The 22,549-nt window shown below is 62.6% G+C and carries 17 protein-coding genes; 11 read left to right on the top strand and 6 right to left on the bottom strand.

Features of this window, described 5'->3' with window-relative positions; translation table 11 throughout:
* Positions 1-20: 20 nt before the first annotated feature.
* The gene (gene tssJ, locus ACTJLC_RS20220) at positions 21-647 is read right to left on the bottom strand and encodes a type VI secretion system lipoprotein TssJ (RefSeq protein ID WP_073430945.1); all 627 of its coding nucleotides are present in this window, start codon (positions 645-647) and stop codon (positions 21-23) included.
* A 384-nt stretch (positions 648-1,031) separates the two neighbouring features.
* Between tssJ and ACTJLC_RS20215 the strand changes: the two genes are divergently transcribed.
* From ACTJLC_RS20215 to tssA, 9 genes are all read left to right on the top strand, one after another.
* The gene (locus tag ACTJLC_RS20215; RefSeq protein WP_083086234.1) at positions 1,032-1,718 is read left to right on the top strand and encodes a tetratricopeptide repeat protein; all 687 of its coding nucleotides are present in this window, start codon (positions 1,032-1,034) and stop codon (positions 1,716-1,718) included.
* Between the two features lie 37 nt (positions 1,719-1,755).
* Positions 1,756-2,304 (top strand): type VI secretion system contractile sheath small subunit, encoded by a 549-nt coding sequence (tssB, locus tag ACTJLC_RS20210; RefSeq protein ID WP_073430924.1) that lies wholly within the window; start codon positions 1,756-1,758, stop codon positions 2,302-2,304.
* A gap of 14 nt (positions 2,305-2,318) precedes the next feature.
* Complete coding sequence (tssC, locus tag ACTJLC_RS20205; RefSeq protein WP_073430925.1) at positions 2,319-3,809, top strand: type VI secretion system contractile sheath large subunit; 1,491 nt, start codon at positions 2,319-2,321, stop codon at positions 3,807-3,809.
* Positions 3,810-3,881: 72 nt separating this feature from the next.
* Positions 3,882-4,385, top strand: coding sequence for an Hcp family type VI secretion system effector (locus ACTJLC_RS20200; protein WP_073430926.1), 504 nt, complete (start codon positions 3,882-3,884; stop codon positions 4,383-4,385).
* Positions 4,386-4,473: 88 nt separating this feature from the next.
* Positions 4,474-4,953, top strand: coding sequence for a type VI secretion system baseplate subunit TssE (gene tssE, locus ACTJLC_RS20195; protein WP_114163619.1), 480 nt, complete (start codon positions 4,474-4,476; stop codon positions 4,951-4,953).
* Between the two features lie 154 nt (positions 4,954-5,107).
* Positions 5,108-6,946, top strand: coding sequence for a type VI secretion system baseplate subunit TssF (gene tssF / locus ACTJLC_RS20190; protein WP_114163618.1), 1,839 nt, complete (start codon positions 5,108-5,110; stop codon positions 6,944-6,946).
* Positions 6,910-8,004: a type VI secretion system baseplate subunit TssG gene (gene tssG, locus ACTJLC_RS20185; RefSeq protein ID WP_154874941.1), complete on the top strand. Its 1,095-nt coding sequence runs from the start codon at positions 6,910-6,912 to the stop codon at positions 8,002-8,004. Before tssF ends, tssG begins: the two co-directional genes overlap by 37 nt.
* A 34-nt stretch (positions 8,005-8,038) precedes the next feature.
* Complete coding sequence (gene tssH, locus ACTJLC_RS20180) at positions 8,039-10,714, top strand: type VI secretion system ATPase TssH (protein ID WP_310132816.1); 2,676 nt, start codon at positions 8,039-8,041, stop codon at positions 10,712-10,714.
* A gap of 72 nt (positions 10,715-10,786) precedes the next feature.
* Complete coding sequence (gene tssA, locus ACTJLC_RS20175) at positions 10,787-11,893, top strand: type VI secretion system protein TssA (RefSeq protein WP_083086227.1); 1,107 nt, start codon at positions 10,787-10,789, stop codon at positions 11,891-11,893.
* Between the two features lie 95 nt (positions 11,894-11,988).
* Here tssA and ACTJLC_RS20170 read toward each other — a convergent pair whose 3' ends face one another.
* The 4 genes from ACTJLC_RS20170 to ACTJLC_RS20155 form a co-directional block, all read right to left on the bottom strand.
* A complete protein-coding gene (locus tag ACTJLC_RS20170) occupies positions 11,989-12,942 on the bottom strand; it encodes an OmpA family protein (protein WP_154874943.1) in 954 nt (317 codons plus the stop codon).
* Between the two features lie 4 nt (positions 12,943-12,946).
* On the bottom strand, positions 12,947-13,939 hold the full coding sequence (gene tagF / locus ACTJLC_RS20165; protein ID WP_114163614.1) for a type VI secretion system-associated protein TagF: 993 nt from the start codon (positions 13,937-13,939) through the stop codon (positions 12,947-12,949).
* Positions 13,936-17,802 (bottom strand): type VI secretion system membrane subunit TssM, encoded by a 3,867-nt coding sequence (gene tssM / locus ACTJLC_RS20160; protein ID WP_310132813.1) that lies wholly within the window; start codon positions 17,800-17,802, stop codon positions 13,936-13,938. Before tssM ends, tagF begins: the two co-directional genes overlap by 4 nt.
* A 257-nt stretch (positions 17,803-18,059) precedes the next feature.
* Complete coding sequence (locus tag ACTJLC_RS20155) at positions 18,060-18,905, bottom strand: M15 family metallopeptidase (RefSeq protein WP_310132811.1); 846 nt, start codon at positions 18,903-18,905, stop codon at positions 18,060-18,062.
* 125 nt (positions 18,906-19,030) lie between these two features.
* On the opposite strand from ACTJLC_RS20155, the gene ACTJLC_RS20150 reads away from it, so the two are divergent.
* Together ACTJLC_RS20150 and ACTJLC_RS20145 are read left to right on the top strand one after the other, a co-directional pair.
* A complete protein-coding gene (locus ACTJLC_RS20150; protein WP_310132809.1) occupies positions 19,031-19,969 on the top strand; it encodes a hypothetical protein in 939 nt (312 codons plus the stop codon).
* 220 nt (positions 19,970-20,189) lie between these two features.
* Positions 20,190-21,296, top strand: coding sequence for a nucleoside hydrolase (locus ACTJLC_RS20145; RefSeq protein WP_374709870.1), 1,107 nt, complete (start codon positions 20,190-20,192; stop codon positions 21,294-21,296).
* Between the two features lie 43 nt (positions 21,297-21,339).
* On the opposite strand, the gene ACTJLC_RS20140 is transcribed toward ACTJLC_RS20145, so the two are convergent.
* Positions 21,340-22,296, bottom strand: a complete 957-nt coding sequence (locus tag ACTJLC_RS20140) for a LysR family transcriptional regulator (RefSeq protein WP_154874947.1) — start codon at positions 22,294-22,296, stop codon at positions 21,340-21,342.
* Between the last annotated feature and the right edge of the window lie 253 nt (positions 22,297-22,549).

The raw sequence follows: 22,549 nt of genomic DNA, 5'->3' as shown, positions 1-22,549 counted from the left end.
TGCCGTATTTCCGACATCTTTTATCCGCAACTCACCGAAGAAAGCATATTCAGCGGCTGCGCGGGCAATCCCTGTTCAGGTGGGATCACAGTGCCGTTGGTGACTGTCATTGCGCAGTTATGCAGGCCAATCATTATGCCGGATTTCTCCGACTTCGCCGGGTCGAAGGCGAATTTCCAACGCTGCAGCGCCGGATCGCGAAATAGGGCGACGATACCGAATGCCTGCGCTTCACGCGAGACTTTTTCGGTGACGACATAACGTTGGCCCGGGATCAGCGTCACTTCGCGCACGCCCAGCAAATCGCCGCCGAGCGCGGTCTTTTCTTTTGTTGGGTCGGTAAAGGCGTCGAATGGCGCCTGCTGGAATGAAGTGGGATCTTTCAATGTGTAAAGTCGAACCACCAGCGCGAATGGACGCCTATCATTGGCGGCATTCAGATTGGGCGCGGCATATAACGTGAGGCCGACATTGCGCGGCGGTTTTTGCGCGTCCGGCAACTCCGGCTTGCCGAGCCCGCTTGCCTGCAAAGCCGCGTTGGCGGCGGCTCCGAGCACCGTCACGCCGGCCGCGCAGCCCCCCAGAAGCGCGCATGCGGCAACGTGTGTAATCAATAGCGATGCATGGCGAACAAAGCGCGAATTCATATACATCGACCGGCTCGACGCCGCCCCCGTCAAAACACAATAACGAAATCGATCCGGCAAATTTTCAGCACCGTAATGCCGCCTAATGCCGCTTTATGCGAGCCGCATGGAAGTTGCGACGCTTACCGCCGCTAACTCATTGCCGCACTTGCCTTTCTTTCCCATGACGGAAATTTTTTCCGCTCTTTGCATTGCCTCTATTGCACCAGGAAACAATTTCTGCCTGCATTGTTAAAAACATCCCGGTGCATTTTTTTTGTGCAATCCTTCTTCAAACGAAAGTTGAATTATCGAAAATTGGCCTGTACTATACCCGCGCACTTGAAGCAAAGCAAAACTCCGGTTTCTCCTTGAAATAAAAAATTCGCACGTCGGTGAAAAACGATGAATGAGCGTCTGTTAGTAAAACTATCTGGGGTTGTGTTGGCATGCGGCGTGATGGCCGGTTGCGCGACACAGGGCAACAACGTGGCGACCACACCGGAGGCTTTTAATAAGCAACTCGCGGATGCGGATACCGTTGCAAAGGGCGGTGATCAGGACCGCGCCATCGCGCTTTATCAGCAACTCGCCAAATCCGATCCAACGCGTGAAGAACCGTGGTCGCGCATTGCGCAGATCCAGTTCGCGCAGGCGCATTACGGTCAGGCTATCGTCGCCGCGCAAGAAGCCTTGCAACGCGACCAGACCGATCGTCAAGCGAAGAGCGTTCTGGCGGTAGCCGGTCTGCGCGTCGCCACGCAATCGCTCGGCGAGTTGCGTCAGGACGCGTCGCTCGCGGGCGACGCCAAGTCGGATGCGCAAGCGCTCGCCAGGCAGTTGCGCGACACGCTCGGCGAAGCCACGCTGTTCCCGCCCGACCCGAGCGACAAGCCGGCGAAGAAGCGCCGCGTGGTTCGTCATGTCGCGAAGGCCAAGTCCGGCGATACGCCGGATGTGACCACCAGCACGGCGGCTCCGGCCGCAACGCCCGCGGCGGCGCCCGCGCCTGTCGCGCCGGCCGCGCCCGCGGCCCCCGCCAAAGCCGCTCAAAGCGGCGGCGCGTCCGATCCGTTCAGCGCGCTGCGCTGATCCACACGCCTGATCCATCAGCATCCGGGAGCCGACGATGGCGAAGAAAGAAAGTATCCAGAAACGCTTGCAAAAAGTGCGGCCGCCCCGCGTTCAACTGACGTATGAGGTCGAACTCGGCGATGCGATCGAGGTGAAGGAACTGCCGTTCGTCGTCGGCGTGGTCGCCGATCTGGCGGGGCAGTCCGAAGTCGAGCAGCCGAAGCTGCGCGACCGCAAGTTCGTCAACATCGACCGCGATAATTTCGACGACGTGATGAAGGCGATCGAGCCGCGCGCCGCGTTCCAGGTGGAGAATCGCCTGAGCGAAGCGGGCGGGAAGTTCGCCGTCGACCTGCGTTTCAAGTCGATGGCCGATTTCAATCCCGACGAAGTGGTCGCGCAAATCGAACCGCTGCGGCAGTTGCTCGAAGCGCGCTCGAAGCTCGCCGACCTGCGCAACAAACTGGCCGGCAACGACAAACTCGAAGACCTGCTGAGCGAAGTGCTCAACAACACGCAGCAGTTGCAAACCCTGGCGAAAGACCAGGGCAACGCGGCGGATCAGCATGCCGGCGCGCCGGATCACGACAAGCAGGGCGAATAAGCACGGGGTGTGAGATGAACCAGCAAACGGCAGCAGCCCAACTCGCCACCGCGCAAGGCGGCACGGAATCCACGCTGCTCGACGAAATCGTCGAGAAAAGCCGCGTGGCGAAGTCCGAGTCCGAGCATGCGCGCGCGAAAGACCTGATCGGCGAACTCGTGCATCAGGTGCTCGACGGCACGGTGGTCGTGTCCGACAACCTGTCGGCCACGATCGACGCGCGCGTCGCGGAACTCGACCGCCTGATCTCCGCGCAACTGAGCGCGGTGATGCACGCGCCGCAATTCCAGCGCATGGAAAGCACGTGGCGCGGTCTCGACTATCTGTGCAAGGAAAGCAATACCGGCGCAACGGTCAAGATCAAGGCGCTGCACGCGCCCAAGCGCGATCTGGTGCGCGACTTCAAGACCGCGATCGAATTCGACCAGAGCGCGCTCTTCAAGAAGATCTACGAAGAAGAATTCGGCACCTTCGGCGGCGCGCCGTTCGGCACGATCATCGGCGACTTCGAAGTGACGCGTCAGCCGGAAGACGTGTACTTCATCGAGCAGATGTCGCACGTCGCGGCGGCCGCGCATGCGCCGTTCATCGCGTCGGCGTCGCCCGAATTGCTGGGCCTCGAAAGCTTCGCCGATCTCGGCAAGCCGCGCGATCTCGGCAAGGTGTTCGACACGGTCGAATACGCCAAGTGGAAGTCGTTCCGCGACGCCGAAGATTCGCGCTACGTCGGCCTGACGTTGCCGCGCTTTCTCGGCCGCCTGCCGTTCAATCCGAAAGACGGCGCGACGGCGGAGGGCTTCAACTTCGTCGAAGACGTGGACGGCACCGATCACAGCAAATACCTGTGGTGTAACGCAGCGTGGGCGTTCGCCGCACGCCTGACGGCCGCGTTCGACGACTTCGGCTGGTGCGCGGCGATTCGCGGGGTGGAAGGCGGCGGGCTGGTGGAAGATCTGCCCACTCACACCTTCAAGACCGACGACGGCGAAGTCGCGCTGAAATGCCCGACCGAAATCGCGATTACCGATCGCCGCGAAAAGGAACTGAGCGACCTCGGTTTCATTCCGCTCGTGCATTGCAAGAACTCGGATTACGCCGCGTTCTTCGCCGCGCAATCGGTGCAGAAGCCCAAGAAATACAGCACCGATAGCGCGAATGCCAACGCCGTGCTGTCCGCGCAACTGCAATACATCTTCTCGGTATCGCGCGTCGCGCACTACCTGAAGGCGATGATGCGCGACAAGATCGGCAGTTTTGCGTCCGCGCAGAACGTCGAGGTATTCCTGAACCGTTGGATCTCGCAGTACGTGCTGCTCGACGACAACGCGACGCAGGAGCAGAAGGCGCAGTTTCCGCTGCGCGAGGCGTCGATACAGGTCTCGGAGATTCCCGGCAAGCCCGGCGCGTATCGTTCGGTCGCGTTCCTGCGTCCGCACTTTCAACTGGACGAACTGTCGATTTCCTTGCGTCTTGTCGCTGACCTGCCGAAACCGGCAAATTCATAAACGAAGTCAAAAGACCCGTGCGGGCCGCACGGGTTGGCTGTTAAAACCACCTCTTTGGGGAGTCGATGAGTCATGAAGGATATTTATTTAAAATTCGGCAATCCGGCGATCAAAGGCGAGTCCGCCGATAAAGATCACGCTGGCTGGATCGAAATCGATTCATGGAGCCACGCGATCACGCAACCGCGTTCGGCAACGGCCTCGACGGCGGGCGGTCACACGTCCGAGCGGTGCGAGCACGCCGACATGCAGTTCACGAAAGACATCGACGTGGTCAGCCCGCTGATCTATCAACACGCATCGGGCGGCACGACGTTCGACGAAGTGACGATCGACTTCATGCGTTCGGACGGCGAAGGCAACCGCATCAAGTACCTGGAAGTGAAGCTGAAGTACGTGATCATCTCGAGCGTGACGCCGAGCGTGGTGGGCGAAGGTCTGCCGAGCGAGCAGTTCTCGCTGAAGTACGCCGCGGTGCAATGGAAGTACACGCAGCAGAAAATCGGCGGCAACCAGGGCGGCAATGCGCAAGGCGCGTGGAGCCTGACGAAGAACGACAAGACGTACGCGGTCTGATGCAAGGACGCACGCGGCGCGCGCAACGCCTTGCACGAGGTGACGCACGCCGCGCGCGTCAGGCAGCGCTCCGCTTCTTCGATCTCTGATGAAACGCTTCGAACCCAGCTTTCTCGACAAGCTGTTCGACGACGAACCGCATCTGCCGGCTTCCCCGGCGATGCGGCAATTGTCGTTGGAGGAATTGAAGAGCACGGTCGCGCGCGACGTCGAGGCGATCCTGAATACGCGGATCGCGCTAACCGAGCACGAACTCGCGGCGTTGCCGGAATGTCAGCGCTCGGTGCTCTCGTATGGCTTGAACGATTTCGCGGGCTTGAGCCTCGCGAGCCATTACGACCGCACGTTCATCTGCAAATCGATTCAACAGGCGATCGCGCGGCATGAGCCGCGTCTACAGCAGGTCGCGGTCACGCTCGAACTGAACGAACAATCGACCAATGCGCTGAACTTCGCGATTCAGGCGCTGCTGGTCGTGCATCCGGCGGAAGAACCGGTGAGCTTTGACGCGCTGTTGCAGCCTTCCACGTTGCAATACTCGGTGACGCGCGCACGCGCGAAGCTGTAGCAGCGGTTTTTTAATCGCTGCGTTGAAGTACTTTTAGCACCGCATTTTTAGCACCGCGCTTTTATTACCGCGCTTTTATTACCGCTCTCACCGCCGTTACGCGCAACGGCGGCGCTAGATCAGGCGGAGAGGGTTCAGGTCCGGGGATAGATCGATGGAAGAATTGCTGCCGTATTACGAGCGCGAACTGTCATTTCTGCGGCGCTATTCGCGCGACTTCGCCGAGCGCTATCCGAAGATCGCCGCGCGTCTCGCGATGTCCGGCGAGCATTGCGAAGATCCGCACGTCGAGCGGATGATCGAATCGTTCGCGCTGCTGGGCGCGCGCATCAACAAGAAGCTCGACGACGACTACCCCGAATTCACCGAAGCGCTGCTGGAAGTGCTGTATCCGCACTATCTGCGGCCCTTTCCGTCGTGCTCGATCGCGCAGTTGGGTACGTCCGCGGCGCTCAGCCACCTGACCGAACCGGTGCTCGTCGAGCGGGGCACGGAACTCAAGTCGCGGCCGATTCGCGGCGTGCAATGCCGTTTTCGGACCGCCTACGACGTGACGCTCGCGCCGGTCCGCATTTCGGAGGCGAAGTACACGTCGGTGGCGATGGCGCCGAGCGCCACCGTGTTGCCCGGCAACGCGACGGCCATCGTGTCGATCACGTTCGAGTCGACCGCCGCGCAACTCGATCTGTCCGCGCCGAAAGTCGGCACGCTGCGCGCGCACCTGCACGGCGAGCAATCCTTTATCGCGGCGCTGGCGGACTGCCTGTTCGTCAACGCGATGGCTACCTATGTCGAGCCCGACCGGCGTGGCGCGTGGACGCAATTGCGCACATCGCCAGTGGTGCAAGCGGGGTTCGACGAGGACGACTCGCTCATCGACTATCCGGCCAAATCGCATCCGGCCTATCGGCTGCTGACCGAGTACTTTGCGTTCCCCGAAAAATTCAACTTCGCCGACTTCGACCTCGCGGCAATGACGCGCGCGAGCGGCCGCTGCCAGCGCCTCACGCTGCATGTCGTGCTGAAGGAAGTGCGCAGCGATTCGCACATGGCGCGCCTGCTCGATTCGCTCTCGTCGCATCATTTCCGGCTGTTCTGCACGCCGGTGGTGAATCTGTTCGAGCAGCACGGCGAGCCGATCCGCGTCAGTCACCAGGCGATTTCATATCCGGTGATTGCCGAGGCGCGCCGCGCCTTCGCCTACGAGGTCTATTCGATCGACTCGGTGAAACTGGTCCGGCAGCAGGCGCATGAAGAATCGGTGATCGAATTCCGGCCGTTCTATTCGTTGCATCACGGCGAAGCGGCGCGTGCGGGGCACTACTGGTTCGCGCGGCGCAACGATTGGGTCGCGCAGAAAAGCCCAGGCTACGAGACCGAGATCTCGATCGTCGATATCGACTTCGAACCGGCCGCGCCGCAAACCGACACGCTCAGCATCGACCTGACCTGCACCAATCGCGACTTGCCCGCCGGGCTCGCCGTGGGTCTCGAAGGCGGCGATCTGTTTCTCGAAGGCGGTTCGTTGACCGGCAGCATCACGATGCTGCGCAGGCCCACGCCGAGCGTGCGTTTCGAACGCGGTCGCGCGGTGCATTGGCGGCTGATTTCGCATCTGGCGTTGAATCATGTGTCGCTCGCCAATAGCGGGCTGTCGGCGCTCAAGGAAATGCTGGTGCTCTACGATTTGCGGCGCACGGCGGTGTCGGCGCGGCATATCGACGGGCTCGTCGGCATCGAGCAGCGCGCGGCCGTGCAATGGCTGCCGGGCAAACCGTTCGCAACGTTCGTGCGCGGCATCGAGATTCGCCTGACGATCGACGAGGAGCATTTCGTCGGCACGAGTCTCGCATCGTTCGTGCGAGTGATCGACACGTTTTTTGGGCTGTACGTGCATCTGAACAGCTTTGTGCAACTGGTCGTCGTGTCGAAGCGCACCGGCGAGGAGATTCTGCGATGCAAACCGCGCAGCGGCGAATCGATCCTGGCGTAGTCGAGCAACTTCTCGACGAACCGCATCGCTTCGAATTTTTTCAGGCGGTGCGGATTCTCGAGAAGTGGTTCGCGCAGCAAACGCCGTCACATCGCGGGCGTCCCGGCGAAGTCGTCGCGCGGCGAATCGCTTTTCGCAATTCGCTGTCGATGTCGTTTCCGCCCAGCGAGATCCACGGCGCGCAGTCTTACGACAATGAAGGCGCGGCGCTGAAAGAGAAGCCGCAACGCAGCGCGGCGCTCGAAGCCGGTTCGCTCGACAAGGTCGACATCACGCCGGCATTTTTCGGTTTGCTCGGCGGGCAGGGCGCATTGCCGCTGCATTACACCGAGCAGATCATCGCGCGCGAGCAGATCAAGCGCGACCGCGCCGCGCGCGAATTCTTCGACGTGTTTTCGAATCGCGCGACGGCGCTGTTCTACGCGGCGTGGAAGAAATACCGCCTGCCGTTTCACTACGAGCTCGATCGCGACGAGCGCTATCTGCCGCTATTGCTGGCATTGGCCGGCGTCGCGGACGACGACACCCGCAACAGTCTGCAAGAAGGCGAAGGCGCGCTGTTCGACGAAGCGATCGCCGGTTATGCACTGGCCGCGCGGCATCGGCCGGTGTCGGCGGCCTACTTGCAACGCACGCTGTCGGAGTACTTCCAGGTGCCGGTGCGCGTCGAGCAGTTCGTCGGCAAATGGTACGACGTGCCGCGCGATCAATTGACCGTGCTCGGCAGTATCAACGCGACGCTCGGCGCCACGGCGCTGGCGGGCGAACGGGTCTGGCAGCGCGACATGCGCGCGCGGCTCGTGATCGGACCGCTCGGCAAGGCCGACTACGAAGCATTCTTGCCCGGCGCCGACCGTGCCGTGGCGCTGGAGCGCATGCTGACGCTGCTTGCCGGCGTCACGCTCGAATACGAAGTTTCGCTGGTGTTGCGCCGCGAGGAAGTGGGGCCGAGCATTCTGAGCAACGGCGCGCGCCTCGGCTGGGACGCATTCCTGTGCACCCGGGAAGCCGACCGCGACCGCGCGGATGCACGCTACGAATTGCACGTGATTCACTGACCATAACGATAGAACCTGGACCGGATCGCACGACATGAGCACGTCCCTCAATACCCTGATCGCCAAACTGAATCCGACCTGCCGGCAGGCGGCATTGCTGGCGGCGAACAACTGTCTCGCGCGCGGTCATTACGAAGTGGACCTGGAGCATCTGTTGCTCGCGCTGCTCGATGAACCCGCGAGCGACGTCGCGCTCGTGCTGCGCGCGAGCCGGGTCGATGCTCATGCATTGCGTGCCGATCTGGAGCGCGAATTGCAGCGCCTGAAGACCGGCAATACGCGCACGCCGGTGTTTTCGAAGCATCTGATCGAATTGCTCGAACAGGCGTGGTTGATTGCGTCGCTCGATTCGCAGATCGGGCGGATCCGTTCCGGGCATTTGCTGCTCGCGTTGCTGACGGCGCCGGATCTCGCACAGTTCGCCGAGCGCATGTCGCCATTGCTGCGCGACGTGCGGATGACCGATCTCAAGCACAAGTTCGATGAATTGACCGCGGGCTCGCGCGAAGTCGAGCGCAGCAATGCGGCGCAGAACGAAGACGAAAGCACGAGCGATACGGCGGCGGCCGACAGCTTGCCCGGCGCGCCGTCCAAAACACCCGCGCTCGATACGTACACCAGCAACCTCACGCAGCGCGCGCGTGACGGCAAGATCGATCCGGTGATCGGCCGCGAAGGCGAGATTCGCCAGACCATCGACATTCTGATGCGCCGTCGGCAAAACAATCCGATCATGACGGGCGAGGCGGGCGTCGGCAAAACGGCGGTGGTCGAGGGTCTCGCGCTGCGCATCGCCGCGGACGACGTGCCGGCGCCGCTGAAAGGCGTGGCGCTGCACGTACTCGACATGGGGCTGCTGCAAGCGGGCGCGAGCGTGAAAGGCGAATTCGAAAACCGCCTGAAGAACGTGATCGACGAAGTCAAGAAGAGCCCGCATCCGATCATTCTGTTCATCGACGAAGCGCACACGATCATCGGCGCCGGCGGCCAGGCCGGGCAGAACGATGCGGCGAACCTGCTGAAGCCCGCGTTGGCGCGCGGTGAATTGCGCACCATAGCGGCGACCACGTGGAGCGAGTACAAGAAGTACTTCGAGAAAGACGCGGCATTGGCGCGGCGTTTCCAGGTCGTGAAGATCGAGGAGCCGGGCGAAACGCTCGCCGCCGCGATGCTGCGCGGCATGGCCGCGTTGATGGAAAAACACTTCAACGTCCGCGTGCTCGACGACGCGATCACTGAAGCGGTGCGCCTGTCGCATCGCTACATCAGCGGCCGGCAATTGCCGGATAAGGCGATCAGCGTGCTCGACACCGCCTGCGCGAAAGTCGCGCTGGCGCATAGCTCGACACCGGCTGCGATCGACGACACGAAAAAGCGCCTCGAACGTATCGACGCTGAAATCGCCGCGCTGGAGCGCGAAGCGGCGAGCGGCGCGCTGCACGACGAGCGGCTCGCGGAACTGCGCAGCGAACGGGAACAAGACCTCAAGGATCTCGCCGAAGACGAAGCGCGCTACGACAAGGAGCGCGCGCTCGTCGCGGAGATCGTCGGCCTGCGCGCGGAGATCGACGCGGCGCGTGTGAGCAGCGGCGCTGCCGCGCAAGCCGAAAAAGCGCAGCAGGCGCGCGAAACGCTCGCCACGCGCGTGGCCGAATTGCACGCGTTGCAAGGCGGTCAGCCGATGGTGCCGTTGCAGGTCGACGGCCACGTGGTCGCTGAAATCGTCGCGTCGTGGACCGGCATCCCGCTCGGCCGCATGGTCAAGGACGAAATCCAGACCGTGCTGAACCTGCAACCGCTATTGAGCGCGCGCGTGATCGGCCAGGACCATGCGCTCGATGCGATCGCGCAACGCGTGCGCACCGCGAGCGCGAATCTCGAAGACCCGAACAAGCCGCGCGGCGTGTTCATGTTCGTCGGACCGTCGGGGGTCGGCAAGACCGAAACCGCGCTCGCGCTTGCCGACGTGCTGTACGGCGGCGAACGCAAGATGGTCACGATCAACATGAGCGAGTATCAGGAAGCGCACAGCGTATCGGGCCTGAAAGGCTCGCCGCCGGGCTACGTCGGTTACGGCGAGGGCGGCGTGCTGACCGAAGCGGTGCGGCGCAATCCGTACTCGGTCGTGCTGCTCGACGAAGTCGAAAAGGCGCATCCCGACGTGCTCGAAATGTTCTTCCAGGTGTTCGACAAGGGCACGATGGACGACGCCGAGGGCCGCGAGATCGACTTCCGCAATACGTTGATCATTCTGACCTCGAATGTCGGCTCGCAAGCGGTGATGCAGGCGTGCCTGAACAGGAGCGCCGAAGAACTGCCGAGCGCGGACGAACTCGCGGAAGCATTGCGCCCGCAACTCTACAAGGCATTCAAGCCGGCGTTTCTCGGCCGCATGAAAGTGGTGCCGTACTATCCGATTTCCGATGACGTGCTCGCGGAAATCATCGAGCTGAAGCTGGAGCGGATTCGCCGCCGCATCGAGTCGAACCATAAGGCGGTGTTCGAGTGGGACGAGTCGCTGGTCGACGCGGTGCTCGCGCGTTGCACCGAGGTGGATTCCGGCGCGCGCAACGTCGATCACATTCTGAACGGCACGCTGTTGCCCGAAGTCGCGCAGCAGGTGCTGGAGCGCATCGCGAACGGCGCCGCGCTCGAACGTATTTCGGTGCGCGCGAGCGAAGCGGGAGAATTCGAATACGTGGTTGTGTGAAGCGGCGCGTCGACGCGTCGTTCGCCAGTCGATCTGTTTTAACGCCGTACCGGATACTTATCGCTTTCTGCCATGCCGACTAATCTGACTACGCTGCTGGCTCCGATCAGCGAAACCTCGCCCTGCGGCGACGATCTGCTTTTCTCCGCCGACTTCGACGCGATCCAGCACGCGCGCCGTTTCGAGGACCCGTCGCTGGATCAGGGCGAATGGGTCACGGACATCAAGGAGGCGGACTGGCCGTTCGTGGTCGAACGATCGAGCAGTCTGCTGCAAACGCAGACCAAGGATTTGCGGCTCGCCGTATGGCTCACGGAAGCGCTTGCCATCGAGGAAGGCGTCACCGGTCTCACGCAAGGCTATGCGTTGCTGACGGGGCTGTGCGAAAAGTACTGGGACCACGTGCATCCGCTGCCGGAAGGCGACGACACCGAGTACCGTCTCGGCAACGTCGCGTGGCTGGTGGGCCGCACCGGCGATCTGCTGCGCGCGATGCCGCTCACGTCGTCGCAAGGCAACTCGTATAGCACGATCGACTGGGACGTGGCCACGCATGTCGCGCAAGCCGTCAAGCGCGATCCGGATCACGCCGACGACATCGCGCGCGGCAAGCCTTCGATCGAGCAGATCGAGGCATCGAAGCGCAGCACGCCGCCGGCGTTTTATTCGACGCTGCTGGTCGACCTCAAAGCGTTCGAAGCGGCGATGCTCGCGCTCGAACAGGAGCTCGATCGCCGTGCCGCCGATTCCGCGCCGAGCTTTCGCCAGGTAAAGGACGCGTATGAAAGCGTCTACCGTCTGGCCGAACGCTTCGCCCGCGACCTGGGCGTGGGCGTGGAAGCGGCGCCCACGCCGAAAGCCTCCACGCCCAACGAACTCGAACGCGCCGAGCCCACCTTCAAGACCGCCGCGCAACGCGAGGAACCCGTGTTGACGACCATGCCGACCACGTCGATTGCAGGAATCCAGAGCCGTGCGCAAGCGGTTGCGCAGTTGCGCGCGGTGGCGAAATTCTTTCGCGGCACCGAGCCGCATAATCCGGCCGCCTATTTCGCCGAGAAGGCCGCCGAGTGCGCGGACATGCCCTTGCATCAATGGCTCTCGACGGTGGTGAAAGACGACGGATCGCTCGCCCATATTCGCGAGCTGCTGGGCGTGAAGCCCGACGAGAAAAGCTAACGCATCCGCAAGGGAAACAAAAAAGCCTGGCTTCGATTTTCAAGGAAGCCAGGCTTTTTTCATGCGCGGCGGCGCGGAGGCGCGCAAGCAACGACTCACGACCCCGCGCGAAACTCGATGCGCCGGTTGCGTGCCCGCCCGTCGCTCGTATCGTTCGATGCAATCGGTTGGTCCGGGCCGACGCCGGTTGTGGTCATTTGCTGCGGCGGCAGGCCCTTGGCGACCAGATAACCCTTCACCGCATCCGCGCGCGCCTGGCTCAGCGCGATGTTCGACGTGCGGTTGCCGGAGTTGTCGGTGTGGCCGATGATCGCCACCATCTTCGTGGTCATCTTCAACAGCACCGCGGCCATCTGATCGAGAATGGCGCGGCCTTGCGGCGTGAGCGTCGCGCTGCCGGTTTCGAATTCGATCGTGCGGTTCGCGAGCGTCTGATCGAGCAGACCTTGTTCGGACGCGCTCACGCGCAAGCCGTTCTTGATCGTATAGGTTGGATTCAGCGCATTCGCCATGTCGCTCGCGAGCTGCTGCCGCTGCGATTCGTTGTGCACTTCGCCCTTCACGTCGATCTGCGTGCCGTCGATCTTCAATTGACCCTTGCTGATCTGCTTCAACTGCGGGCCAATCAGTTTTTGCACGTTGGCGGACCAGTTCGGCGGCGTCGCCACGTCCGCCACCTCGATCTGATCGACCACGTTCGCCGCGCCATACGTGTCGCGCAGCTTGGTCAGCACGGCGGACTTGGTTGCTTCATCCGGCACCTTGCCGCCCACCACCACCTGGCCCGGCGCTGCATTGGCGGGCGGCGGGGCGGCGGTGACCGCGCCGGTGCCCGCACCCGTCGTGCCGCTGGCGAGCCCGGCTGTGTTCACGGCGGGTCCGGCAGTTCCGGCAGCCGCCGACGACGCCGGCAGGACCGTGGTGCGAATCGACACGCCGCTGTTGTCGACCGGCGTAACGCGCGCCGGGCCGTCATTGTCGGCATGGGCGAGACCGCCGATCATGAGACCCGTGAGCAGCGCGGCCATGCGAGTGTGTTTAATCAGCATCGTGTCACGCTCCCGTGAATGCTTCGCGGAACGTGTCGATGCTGACGCGCAGCGACAGTTGCGGTTGGTCGAGGTAACTGACGAGCTTGCTGATGCCATGATCGTTCTGTGCGTGTTCGTCGATCCACTCGGGATCGTCGATATCGATGTTGTGTGCCGCATACGCCTGCGGATCGACCACGCTGTGCAGCGTTTTGGCCGAGGCGCCGTTAAAGCCGATGATGAGCCGCTCGCGCTCGGCGATCGTGCCGATGAAAATCGCCAGTTCGAAATCCGCCTGCGAGACGAACGGCGCGATCAGTTCGAGCCAGAATGCGGCGACGAGACTGCGATAAAACGGATCGTTCGGCAACGGCAACGTGAGCCCGCGTTCGAGATGCGACGAGCCGCTTTGCATCACCGGACGCAGTAGCGAGCCGAGCGCCAGCATCGCGCCGCGCAAGCGCACCGGATGACCGCTCGCGAGCAGCATCTGTTCGAGGCCGGCGAGCGTCTGGTGCTCGACGAAATCGTTGAAGGTGCCGTCGTGCGGATTGTCGGGACCGCCGCCGATTTCGATCGCCACCTGGGTTTCCCCGAGCGCCTGCAACGCGCCGGGCGGCTCGCTCGCGCCGAGCAGCGGCTTCATCTGCGAGGCGACCCGCGACCACAGCCGCGCGAACGCGAGCGGACTGTGCGCGAGGAAGGTCAGCGGCTTTTCGACTTCCAGCGCGGTCGCGGCCAGAAACGGAAAGCGCCGCGACGACTGATCGTGACTCGCCACCATGTGCCCGGCAATCGCCAGCTTGCTGCGCGAACCGAGGAACGCGAAGTGCATGGGCTTGGCGTTTTCGTAGACGATCTTCCAGCGCGGATCGTCGCTCAGCAATTCCATCGCCTCGGCGATCCAGCGGTCGAGCGTGGCCAGCAATTGCGGGTTATGCGCGCTTTTGACAAAGTCGCCGCGCGACGGAATCTTGCCGAAGTAGGCGATCTGCGCCTGCACGGTTTGCGTCATTGCGCACCCCCTGTGTTCGAAACCGCGGCGGCGGCCGTGGCCGGCCGAGCCGTTGGCGAAGCCGGCGCGGCAGCGGGCGCGCCGCCCGCTGCCGTTGCATTGACCGGGTTGGCTGCGGAGCCCACGTCCGCCACCGAGGACGGCAGCCGCAAGCCGCGCAGGCTCTGTTGCTGCGGCGCGTCGCCGCCGCTCGATGCCTGCGACGTGCTGATGATGCGCATGCTGACCGCCACCGTCACATTGCCTTGCGTCCACGACAGATCGAAGGTGCCGTCCGGACGACGCTTGCGCTGCGCCGAGTTGATCAGCTTCTCCAGACCGTAGCGGCCCGGCTCGTTGACGAGTTGCAGCGTGCGGCCGTCGAACGTGGTGGCGCTAAGCGTCGCGCCTGGCGAACCCGATGGATTCGGCCACACGAAGTTGGTCCACTGCGGCGGCGTGTTGCGATAGCGCATCTGCTGACCGTCGATCGCGAGCGTGTATTCCGTGGTGCCGCTGCTCGGCTGCGGCAGGATCTGGAACACGGTCTGCGGTTCGGACGAGCTTTGGCCGGTCGAGGCCGCGCCGCCGGCGAGCGGCGCCACCCAGCGCGCGAAGCCGTTGGTGAAGTCGGGCGTGAGCGCGAGACCCATGTCGCCCCACGTGCGAGCGGTGAGGGTATCGCCGCGGCGCACCGCGAGCGGTCCGAGCGTGGTGCCGACGAACTTGGCGATCGCGCCGTCCGGTCCGAACACCTGGGCGATCTCGCCGGCGCCGGCCTCGACCTTCGCATCGCCCGCGAACGGGTACTTGTTCGCGAGCGATCCCTGGAAGGTCTGATAGACCTGCGCATTCCACACCTTGTTGACTTCGACGCTGGCCGGCTGGATCACCACCGTATACGCGGCCATCAGCGGACGCACCAGCAGCGGGCGCAGCGCCTTGCGTTGCGAATCGGTGAGGCCCGTGAGCATCTGCTCGTCGACGTACTTCAGCGAATCGGCCAGCTCGGAGCCGTTGCCGTCGAGTGTCTGCTGCATCAACTGACGCGCGCCCGGTCCCGGATCGCCCTGATTCTTGATGACGTTAAAGCGCGTGCGGACCTTCGAGAGCGTATCCATGTAGCCCTTGAGCATCGAGCCGTTGTCGCCGCTCACCACGATACGGCCGAGTGCCGAGAACTCCTGGCCGATCGGACCCATCGGCATTTCGACCGGATTGCCGTTGATGTCGATGTTCGCGTTCAACTGGCCGGTCGGCGCGCGCGAGAACCATTGCTTGACCCAACTCGTGACGCCGCTTTGCGCGCGCTTCAGATTCGCATTGAAGAGCGACGGGTTGTCCCACGAGGTTTGATCGTAGGCGGTTTGCAGCACCTTGCGGATCGGCGAGTCCTGCGGATCGCCCAGGCGGTTCATCGCATCCACGGCCTGGCCGAAGCTGCCGAAGCTCTGCACGGCAATGCCCTGCATGAACTTCTGCCAGTGCATCGCGTACTCGGTCTTGTACATCGTGACCAGCGCTTTCTGGATCTGCTCGGGGCTGCCTTCCAACGTCAGATCGTCGTGCGCGGAAGTGTTGAGCACCCAGTCCTTCGCCTGCAATTCCTTGGTGGCGGCGTCGCGAATCGCGGGCTGCACGTACTGGAACCACGCCTCACGCGTGAAGGTGCCGGGGATCGCATAGCTGCCCGCCACCAGCCCCGTATTGTTCTCGCCGACGATGCGCGCGATCGTCATCGGCGCGAAACGGGTCGACGCGCGCGCCTTGATTTCCTCGTAGACGCGCTGACGGGCCGGCATGCCGCGCACCACGCGGCGCAGGTTCTCGCGCGTTTGATCGACGAGGCCGAGGTTCTGGTCGATCATCGGCCAGTCGTTGTCCGACACGCGCGACAGGTAGAACGTGATCATGCGCTCGGCGCTGCGGATCATCTCGTCGCGAGGCATGTTGCCGCGATTCGTTTCGAGCCAGCCGCGCCAGAAGCGCGCCACCTGGTCGGTCAGGTGAGCCGTTTCCGCGTGACGCTTGTCGCTCAGCATCAGGTAGGTCTTGAGCGCGTTGTAGGCGTCCTCGACGTTGGTCGGCGACGCATCGCTATAGAGTCCGCCCTGGCTGTTGGTCGCCATCGCCGTGTGCGCGGACACCGGAATCGCGGCGGCATCGGGCGTGCGGTTCAGCGGCGCGAGCTGATCGGGATGCGCGTTGACGTCCTTCAGGAACGACGCGAGATTCTGTGAGACCGGCGCGAGCAGGATCTGGCGCACGCCGTTGTAATACTCGGTGAGCAGATGCTGTTCGAGCCGATCGCCCTGATACAGCCCGAGCGAAACGGCCAGCGGCTTGTCGCGGCGGAACTGTTCGAGCTGGTCGATGCGGTCTTCCAGAATGTCCATGGCCTGCAGGCGCGATTGCAGGTCGTTGCGGTTCTGCTGCAAACGCACGACGTTGTCGAGGTCGGCCTTGACGTTGTCGGCGAGTTGCTGATTGCCGATCGTCGACCACGTCCAGCCGCCGAGCGCCAACGCGAGCACCGCGACGAAGCCGAAGAACGTCGCATAGCGCATGCGCGTTTTCGCGGGGCTGGCGAATTGCCTGACCGTCTGCCGGTCGGCGAAGATCACTTTGGAGAACAGGTCGCGCAGGAAGAAGCCGTTCTTCGAGAACGCGCTGTGCGGCTTGGGCAGGCTCTCGGCGGAGAGGCCGAAGCGGTTGGCGATGCGCGTGGCGGCGGCGCTGTTGGTTTCGCCTTCCTGCAACGCGCTGGTGAAATAGAAGCCGCGGAAAATCGGCTTGTACTGGAACGGGTTCGTTTCGAACAGCGTGGCGAGAAACGCGCGCAACGCGGGTTTGATGGTCGAGAATTCGAGCGGGAAACTCAACTGTCCCGGCGAGAGCTTGTTGCCGCGATTGATCGACATCTGCGCGACGCTGATCTCTTTCAGGCCGTCGTACAGTTCTTCGAAGTGGTCGTCGAACAGGCCGACCACGTCGCGCTTCTCATCCGGCTCGTAGGGCAGGGTGGCGCCCCACACGCGGTCGTATTCATGGCGGTCGCTGCCGCTGAAAAACTCGGTGAAGCCGGTAATCAGATCGGCCTTGGTGAACATCACGTACACCGGCGCGAACACTTCGAGCTTTTCGGTCAACTCCTGCACGCGCTGGCGCAGGTTCTTCGCGAGGTTGATCGCGAACTCGGGCTTGCTGCTGGTCAGTTCGGCAATGCTGGCGGTGACGATGATGCCGTTGATCGGCGCCTTCGGCCGGAAGCGTTTGAGCAGGCCGAGAAAGCCGAGCCACTCCGTGCGGTCTTCCTCGTGCACCGAATAGCGGCCGGCCGTGTCGAGCAGAATGCCTTCGGTCGTGAAGAACCAGTCGCAATTGCGCGTGCCGCCAATGCCGTGGATGACCGCGTTGTTCTTGTCGGCGAACGGGAACTGCAAGCCGGAGTTCAGCACCGCGCTGCTCTTGCCCGCGGCGGGATTGCCGATCACGATGTACCACGGCAACTCGTACAGCGCCGAGCCGCCCGAAACCTGACCGATCTTCGAGGTCTTGATGGTCTTGACCGCGTCGACGAGGCGCGTGCGCAGCACGTCGAGTTCGGCCTGGCGCGCCGGCGTGGGCGCGGGGCCGCTTTCCGCCTGCTTCTCGGCCTGCTGTTCGAGCATTTCGCCGAGCTTGTTGTTCGCGCGGCGCGCGCGCAGGCGGCGCACCGCCCACACCAGCAGCCACAGCGCGACGATCGCGCCGAGTGCGATCGCAGGCCACAGCGGGTCGATCTGCAAGGTATCCGCGCCGATGAATAAAACAGCAGCGAGCGCGAGCAAGCCGATGATCGAGAGCGTGCGTGTGTGGGTCAACACGTTGAGAATGCGTCGCATAGGCCGTTCAGGTCTTGATGAGATGTGTTGTGGCGCGTGGTGTGGCAGGCAGCGCGGCGCGCGTATGGCATTTGAAATAAAGCGAAAGCATTTTCAGGTGACAGCGAAAAAGGCTGAATTGTTAAATCGACACTGACCGCTGCCGATCACGGATGGCCCAATGCCGATATGCTCGCGGAATTGCCGCTCTTCGCCAGAGAAATTGATTGAACGCCCCATTGTCAACCCTTTTAACCTTCTTTATTACCTGCTTCGCCTTAATGACCACGCCCGAGGACGAAGCCCGGTTTGTGATATTCGACGTGCCCGAGATCCATCAACTTCCAGCGGCCGCCCCATGTCAGCCCGACCTGTTCGGCCGTCTGTCCGTATAACTGATAGCCGCGCATGGCCCAGGGATCTTTTTCTGAAATGACGAGCTTGCCTTCGCGCAAAAACGCGTTGTCCGCGGCAAGGCCGTATTGGTGATAGCTCTGGAATGCTGCGGCATTGGTGACGTTGCCCCCCATTTGCGCGAGCCGGTTTTGCCGCTCCGGACTGCGATAACCTTCCAGCAAAGCCATTTCGTACCCGTACTGCTCGTGCATGATTTTGTAAACGAGCAATAAACGCGTTCTGAAATCGGCATCGAGCAAATTCCAGTCGCGGCTCGCGTCTTTTAGCGCGGGCCGAATCTGCTCGACTTCCCGCGTTGCGAATACCTCGGGAGGCAGCGGCGGCGGGGGCACGAGCTGTTCGCCGTTCAATAACGCAGCAATTTTCTCGTCCGGAACCCGTGCGGTGTCATCGAATTGGAATAATTGCCGGCCGCGTAATGCCAATGCCACCAATGGCGGCGTCGCAAGAATACCCGCGGTGGTAAAAATCAGCAAGCGCCGCTTTGCCAGTAAGTTTTGCATATCGACTACGGTCGATTGCGAAATTTTTGCCGAGCGTACTAATTGACCACGAGCGCGCGATGCGCGACGCGATGCCCCGCGCATAACGCGGCCATGAATAGCGAGTGCCGCGCCTAATAAATAGGCACGCACCGGCGGCAATAGCAGCATTGCGGCGATTACGACGGCAACGGCGAAATAGGCGAGAAGTACTACGGCAATCAAAGGCGACCCCGGAAATTGGAAACAATTGTATTTTGTAATGCTTGCTCTTAGAATCAGGCCTGCTCGAAGACGAGCCGGAACGGTATTATCACGGCGAAATAATCCAGGATTCAATGAGACAGTGAATGAGTGCGCCGGAAAGTTCGAATTCCAAAGCCCCGCCCAGCCTGTTATCCGATAAGGCTAAAGGCGCCGATGGCAATGGTTCGCGAATTCTCGCGAACCTCGAAGGCCGCGTCGCGCCGCCTACGGATAATCCACGCCGGTCGAAAACGCCGCTCGTGCTGGTTGCCTTGCTGGTGATCGCGGCCGGCGGCTGGGCCGCGTGGCATCTGCAGCAGCGCACGCAAACCGCGTCGTTGGCTTCGGCCACGCCGGCCAACGTCGAGAAAGCGGCCGCCGCCGCGAGCGGTGCGCCGCCAGTCGTCGCGAAGGTCGAGGCGCCGGCTGCGGCGTCGTCGCAAGCGGCGACGATCGTGGCCGACGATAGCGACAGCAAAGCCGCGGCGGCGTCCGCCGCAACGCCCGCTAGCAGCGACGAAAACCGCTTGTCCCGCGCGCTCGCGGACGGCGCGGAACCGAGCAGCGCGTCGGCATTGGTTGCATCGGCATCGGCGGCCTCCGCCGCCAGCGTGCCGGCGGCGAAGCACGGCAAGAACGCCACGGCTGTCGCCAGCAACGCGAAGCACGAGACGGCGGCCCACGGCAAGAAGGAAAACGCGGCGGCGAGTACGAGCAATCATCGCGAGAGCACATCGGGCACGGTCGCGCAGTCGAAGAAATCACGCAGCGGTAGCGCTTCGAAAGACGATTCGGATGCGGATCTGTTGGCGGCGCTCGTTGCGCGGACCAAACCGGCGGACGCGAAAGCGGCCGGCGGCAACACGGCCACCAAGGTCAGCGCATCGGCTGCGCCCGGCAACGCGAAGCTCGCCGAGCGCGTGAAAGAGTGCGGGCAGCGCGGCTTTTTCGAAGACCAGTTGTGCCGCTGGCGCGTGTGCGATGGTCATTGGGGTAAAGACCCCGCGTGCCCCGGCTCGTCGGCACAGGCTCGTCAGCCTTGATTTCAGATCGCCTTCACGGCGAGGCAGCGCGTCGAGCAAAACGATGACGCCTGCCGTCTTATCGCCACGCTGATTCCACGAATCACGCCGCGAACATGATGATTCTGCTTCGCTAGTTTTGCGCCTATGATGGCCTCCTCATTCCGGCAGCGCAGCACAGCGCTAAAACAAGGAGGCATCAGTGAAGCGACTTCTCCTGGCATCGACATGGCTGGCAACCATGGCGACCGTCTTGTCCATCTCGGCATGTGGCGGCGGTCATCTCAATCTGCCCGCCGACCCTCCCAAGGTCATTATCGACAGCGACTACAACACACTGAGCGACGACGGTCAGCTCGGCGTGATGGCCGCGCAATTGCAGGCGCAAGGTTCGCTGAAAGTACTCGGCATTACGGTCGTCTCCGGTAATCAATGGTTGAAGCAGGGTGTGGCGGATGCGTTGAAATCCGTCGAGCGCCTCGGCGTTGAAAATCAGATCGGCGTGTACGCCGGCGCCAACCGCGCTTTGTCGCATGACTTCACGACCATTCAGGCTGAACTGGCGCAATTCCCCGGTGGCGACGGTTATCTCGGCGCATGGGGCACACCCGAGCCGCAATCGGATAGCGACCTCGTCGCGCCGCCGGACGGCTTCGCCACGCATACGAAAGTGCAGGGCAAAAGCGCGGTGGATTTCATCGTCGATTCGGTCAAGCAGTATCCCGGTCAGGTGACGATCCTGGCGATCGGGCCGCTGACCAATATCGCGCTCGCTACCCGCCAGCATCCGGAAATCGTTCCGCTGATCAAGCAGATCGTCTACATGGGCGGGGCGATCGACGTGCCGGGCAACACCACGCCGACAGCGGAATTCAACTGGTGGTTCGATCCCGAAGCGGCGAAAACCGTGTTGCGTTTGCCGATCAAGCAGGTGGTGATTCCGCTCGACGTGACGGATACCGTCAAGATGGACAAGGCGCTTTACGATCGTGTCGCGCACGATCCCACGAAGCAGACCATCATCACGCAGTTGTTCAAGACGTTGAACGGTTACGGCTTCGACGGCAAGAACGGTTTCGAGACCAATCCGAATTACACGACGAACATCTGGGACACGCTGACGCTCGCGTATCTGATGCGCCCGTCGTTCGCGACGCAGACAGTGGAGGAGTGGGTGGACGTGGACACGAGTTTCGGCGCCAATGACGGCAAGTCCACGGGTTACACGAGTTCGCCGCCGGCGGGTTTGCAAAAGATGACGATCGTCAAACGCTTCGACAATCCGAACTTTTTCAACTTGTACGTCGATCTGCTGACGCGGCCGGTGCCGGTCACACTACGGAACTGACGCACCTGTCGCGGCGTTGCGAGCGGTCTGCATCGAAACCGCCTCAGGCGGGATGCAGGCCGCGCAACAACTGACGCACGCGCGAGAGATCCTGATCGACGTGCTCCGTTTTCTCGAACAACTCCGCGAGCCAGTCGACGAACGCGCGCACGCGCGGCGACACGCGGCGGTTCTTCACGAACGCGACCGAGACCGGCATCGGCACGGGTTTCCATTGCGGCAGTACTTCGCGCAGCAGTCCCGAATCCAGGTACGGTTGCGCGGCGATCCGCGCCGGCTGAATCAGGCCGAGACCTTGCAGTCCGCAGGTGAGATAGGCCTGTTCGTCGCTGACCTTGACGAAGCCGCTCACCTTGACCGTTTGCGCCTCGCCGTTCACCTCGAAGTCGAAGTCGACTTCGCGACCGTTATGCGGCGACATGCAATTGACCGCGAGATGTCCGCGCAGATCGTCCAGATCGGTGGGTGTGCCGTGGCGCTCCAGATAGGCCGGGCTCGCGCAGGTCACGTGTTCGAGGGTTCCCAACTGCCGCGCGACCAGATTCGAATCGGGCAATTCGCCTAGCTGGATGCTGCAGTCGATTGCGTCCGAGATCAGGTCGACTGTGCGGGGGCTGATGCCGATGGCGAGATCGAGACTCGGGTAACGCGTATGGAAGTCGTCGAGTGCCGGCAGCACGATGGCGTTCGCGACCGCGTTGGGCATTTCGATGCGCAGACGGCCTGTGAGGTTGTCGGTTGCGTGGCGGATGCTCGCTTCCATGTCGTCGATGTCGGCGAGGATTTGCGCGCAGCGCTCGTAGTAGGCCGCGCCTTCTGGGGTGACGCTCAGACGCCGCGTCGTGCGGGCGAGGAGCGCCGTGCCAAGCAGGGCTTCCAGATTCTGGACGATGGTGGTCGCCGTCGCGCGCGGGATGTTTAATGACTCCGCTGCGCGGGTGAAGCTGTTGGTGTCCACGATTCGGATGAATGTGCGCATGGCGGTTATTCTGTCGATCATGGTGGCTCCTGGGGTTAGGTGTTCGGTTTTTTTTGCCTGTGCGGCGCTATTCGTTGGTTGCCTTGGGTTTTGGCCTTTCCTTGTGGTCTTAGTGGTCTATTAGTGTTGCCCCTGTGCGGGGCGGCACCTACTTTTCTTTGCCGGCCGTGTACAGACCGGGGACATAGCTGACAGGTGTGCGAGGACATGGTTGACACTTCCGGGTACGAAAACGCCCGGTCCCGACCATGCCCTGGAACGCAAGAGACACCAT

The sequence above is a fragment of the Paraburkholderia sp. 22099 genome (assembly GCF_052045835.1).
GTDB classification, from domain to species: domain Bacteria; phylum Pseudomonadota; class Gammaproteobacteria; order Burkholderiales; family Burkholderiaceae; genus Paraburkholderia; species Paraburkholderia terricola.
The sequence above is the reverse complement of the archived record's forward strand: the minus strand, read 5'-3'. Positions and strand labels throughout refer to the sequence as shown.

Bases quoted from the DNA above. Each gene is read 5' to 3' on its own strand.
- tssJ (WP_073430945.1), bottom strand. From the start codon at position 647: ATGAATTCGCGCTTTGTTCGCCATGCATCGCTATTGATTACACACGTT.
- ACTJLC_RS20215 (WP_083086234.1), top strand. From the start codon at position 1,032: ATGAATGAGCGTCTGTTAGTAAAACTATCTGGGGTTGTGTTGGCATGC.
- tssB (WP_073430924.1), top strand. From the start codon at position 1,756: ATGGCGAAGAAAGAAAGTATCCAGAAACGCTTGCAAAAAGTGCGGCCG.
- tssC (WP_073430925.1), top strand. From the start codon at position 2,319: ATGAACCAGCAAACGGCAGCAGCCCAACTCGCCACCGCGCAAGGCGGC.
- ACTJLC_RS20200 (WP_073430926.1), top strand. From the start codon at position 3,882: ATGAAGGATATTTATTTAAAATTCGGCAATCCGGCGATCAAAGGCGAG.
- tssE (WP_114163619.1), top strand. From the start codon at position 4,474: ATGAAACGCTTCGAACCCAGCTTTCTCGACAAGCTGTTCGACGACGAA.
- tssF (WP_114163618.1), top strand. From the start codon at position 5,108: ATGGAAGAATTGCTGCCGTATTACGAGCGCGAACTGTCATTTCTGCGG.
- tssG (WP_154874941.1), top strand. From the start codon at position 6,910: ATGCAAACCGCGCAGCGGCGAATCGATCCTGGCGTAGTCGAGCAACTT.
- tssH (WP_310132816.1), top strand. From the start codon at position 8,039: ATGAGCACGTCCCTCAATACCCTGATCGCCAAACTGAATCCGACCTGC.
- tssA (WP_083086227.1), top strand. From the start codon at position 10,787: ATGCCGACTAATCTGACTACGCTGCTGGCTCCGATCAGCGAAACCTCG.
- ACTJLC_RS20170 (WP_154874943.1), bottom strand. From the start codon at position 12,942: ATGCTGATTAAACACACTCGCATGGCCGCGCTGCTCACGGGTCTCATG.
- tagF (WP_114163614.1), bottom strand. From the start codon at position 13,939: ATGACGCAAACCGTGCAGGCGCAGATCGCCTACTTCGGCAAGATTCCG.
- tssM (WP_310132813.1), bottom strand. From the start codon at position 17,802: ATGCGACGCATTCTCAACGTGTTGACCCACACACGCACGCTCTCGATC.
- ACTJLC_RS20150 (WP_310132809.1), top strand. From the start codon at position 19,031: ATGAGTGCGCCGGAAAGTTCGAATTCCAAAGCCCCGCCCAGCCTGTTA.
- ACTJLC_RS20145 (WP_374709870.1), top strand. From the start codon at position 20,190: ATGGCGACCGTCTTGTCCATCTCGGCATGTGGCGGCGGTCATCTCAAT.
- ACTJLC_RS20140 (WP_154874947.1), bottom strand. From the start codon at position 22,296: ATGATCGACAGAATAACCGCCATGCGCACATTCATCCGAATCGTGGAC.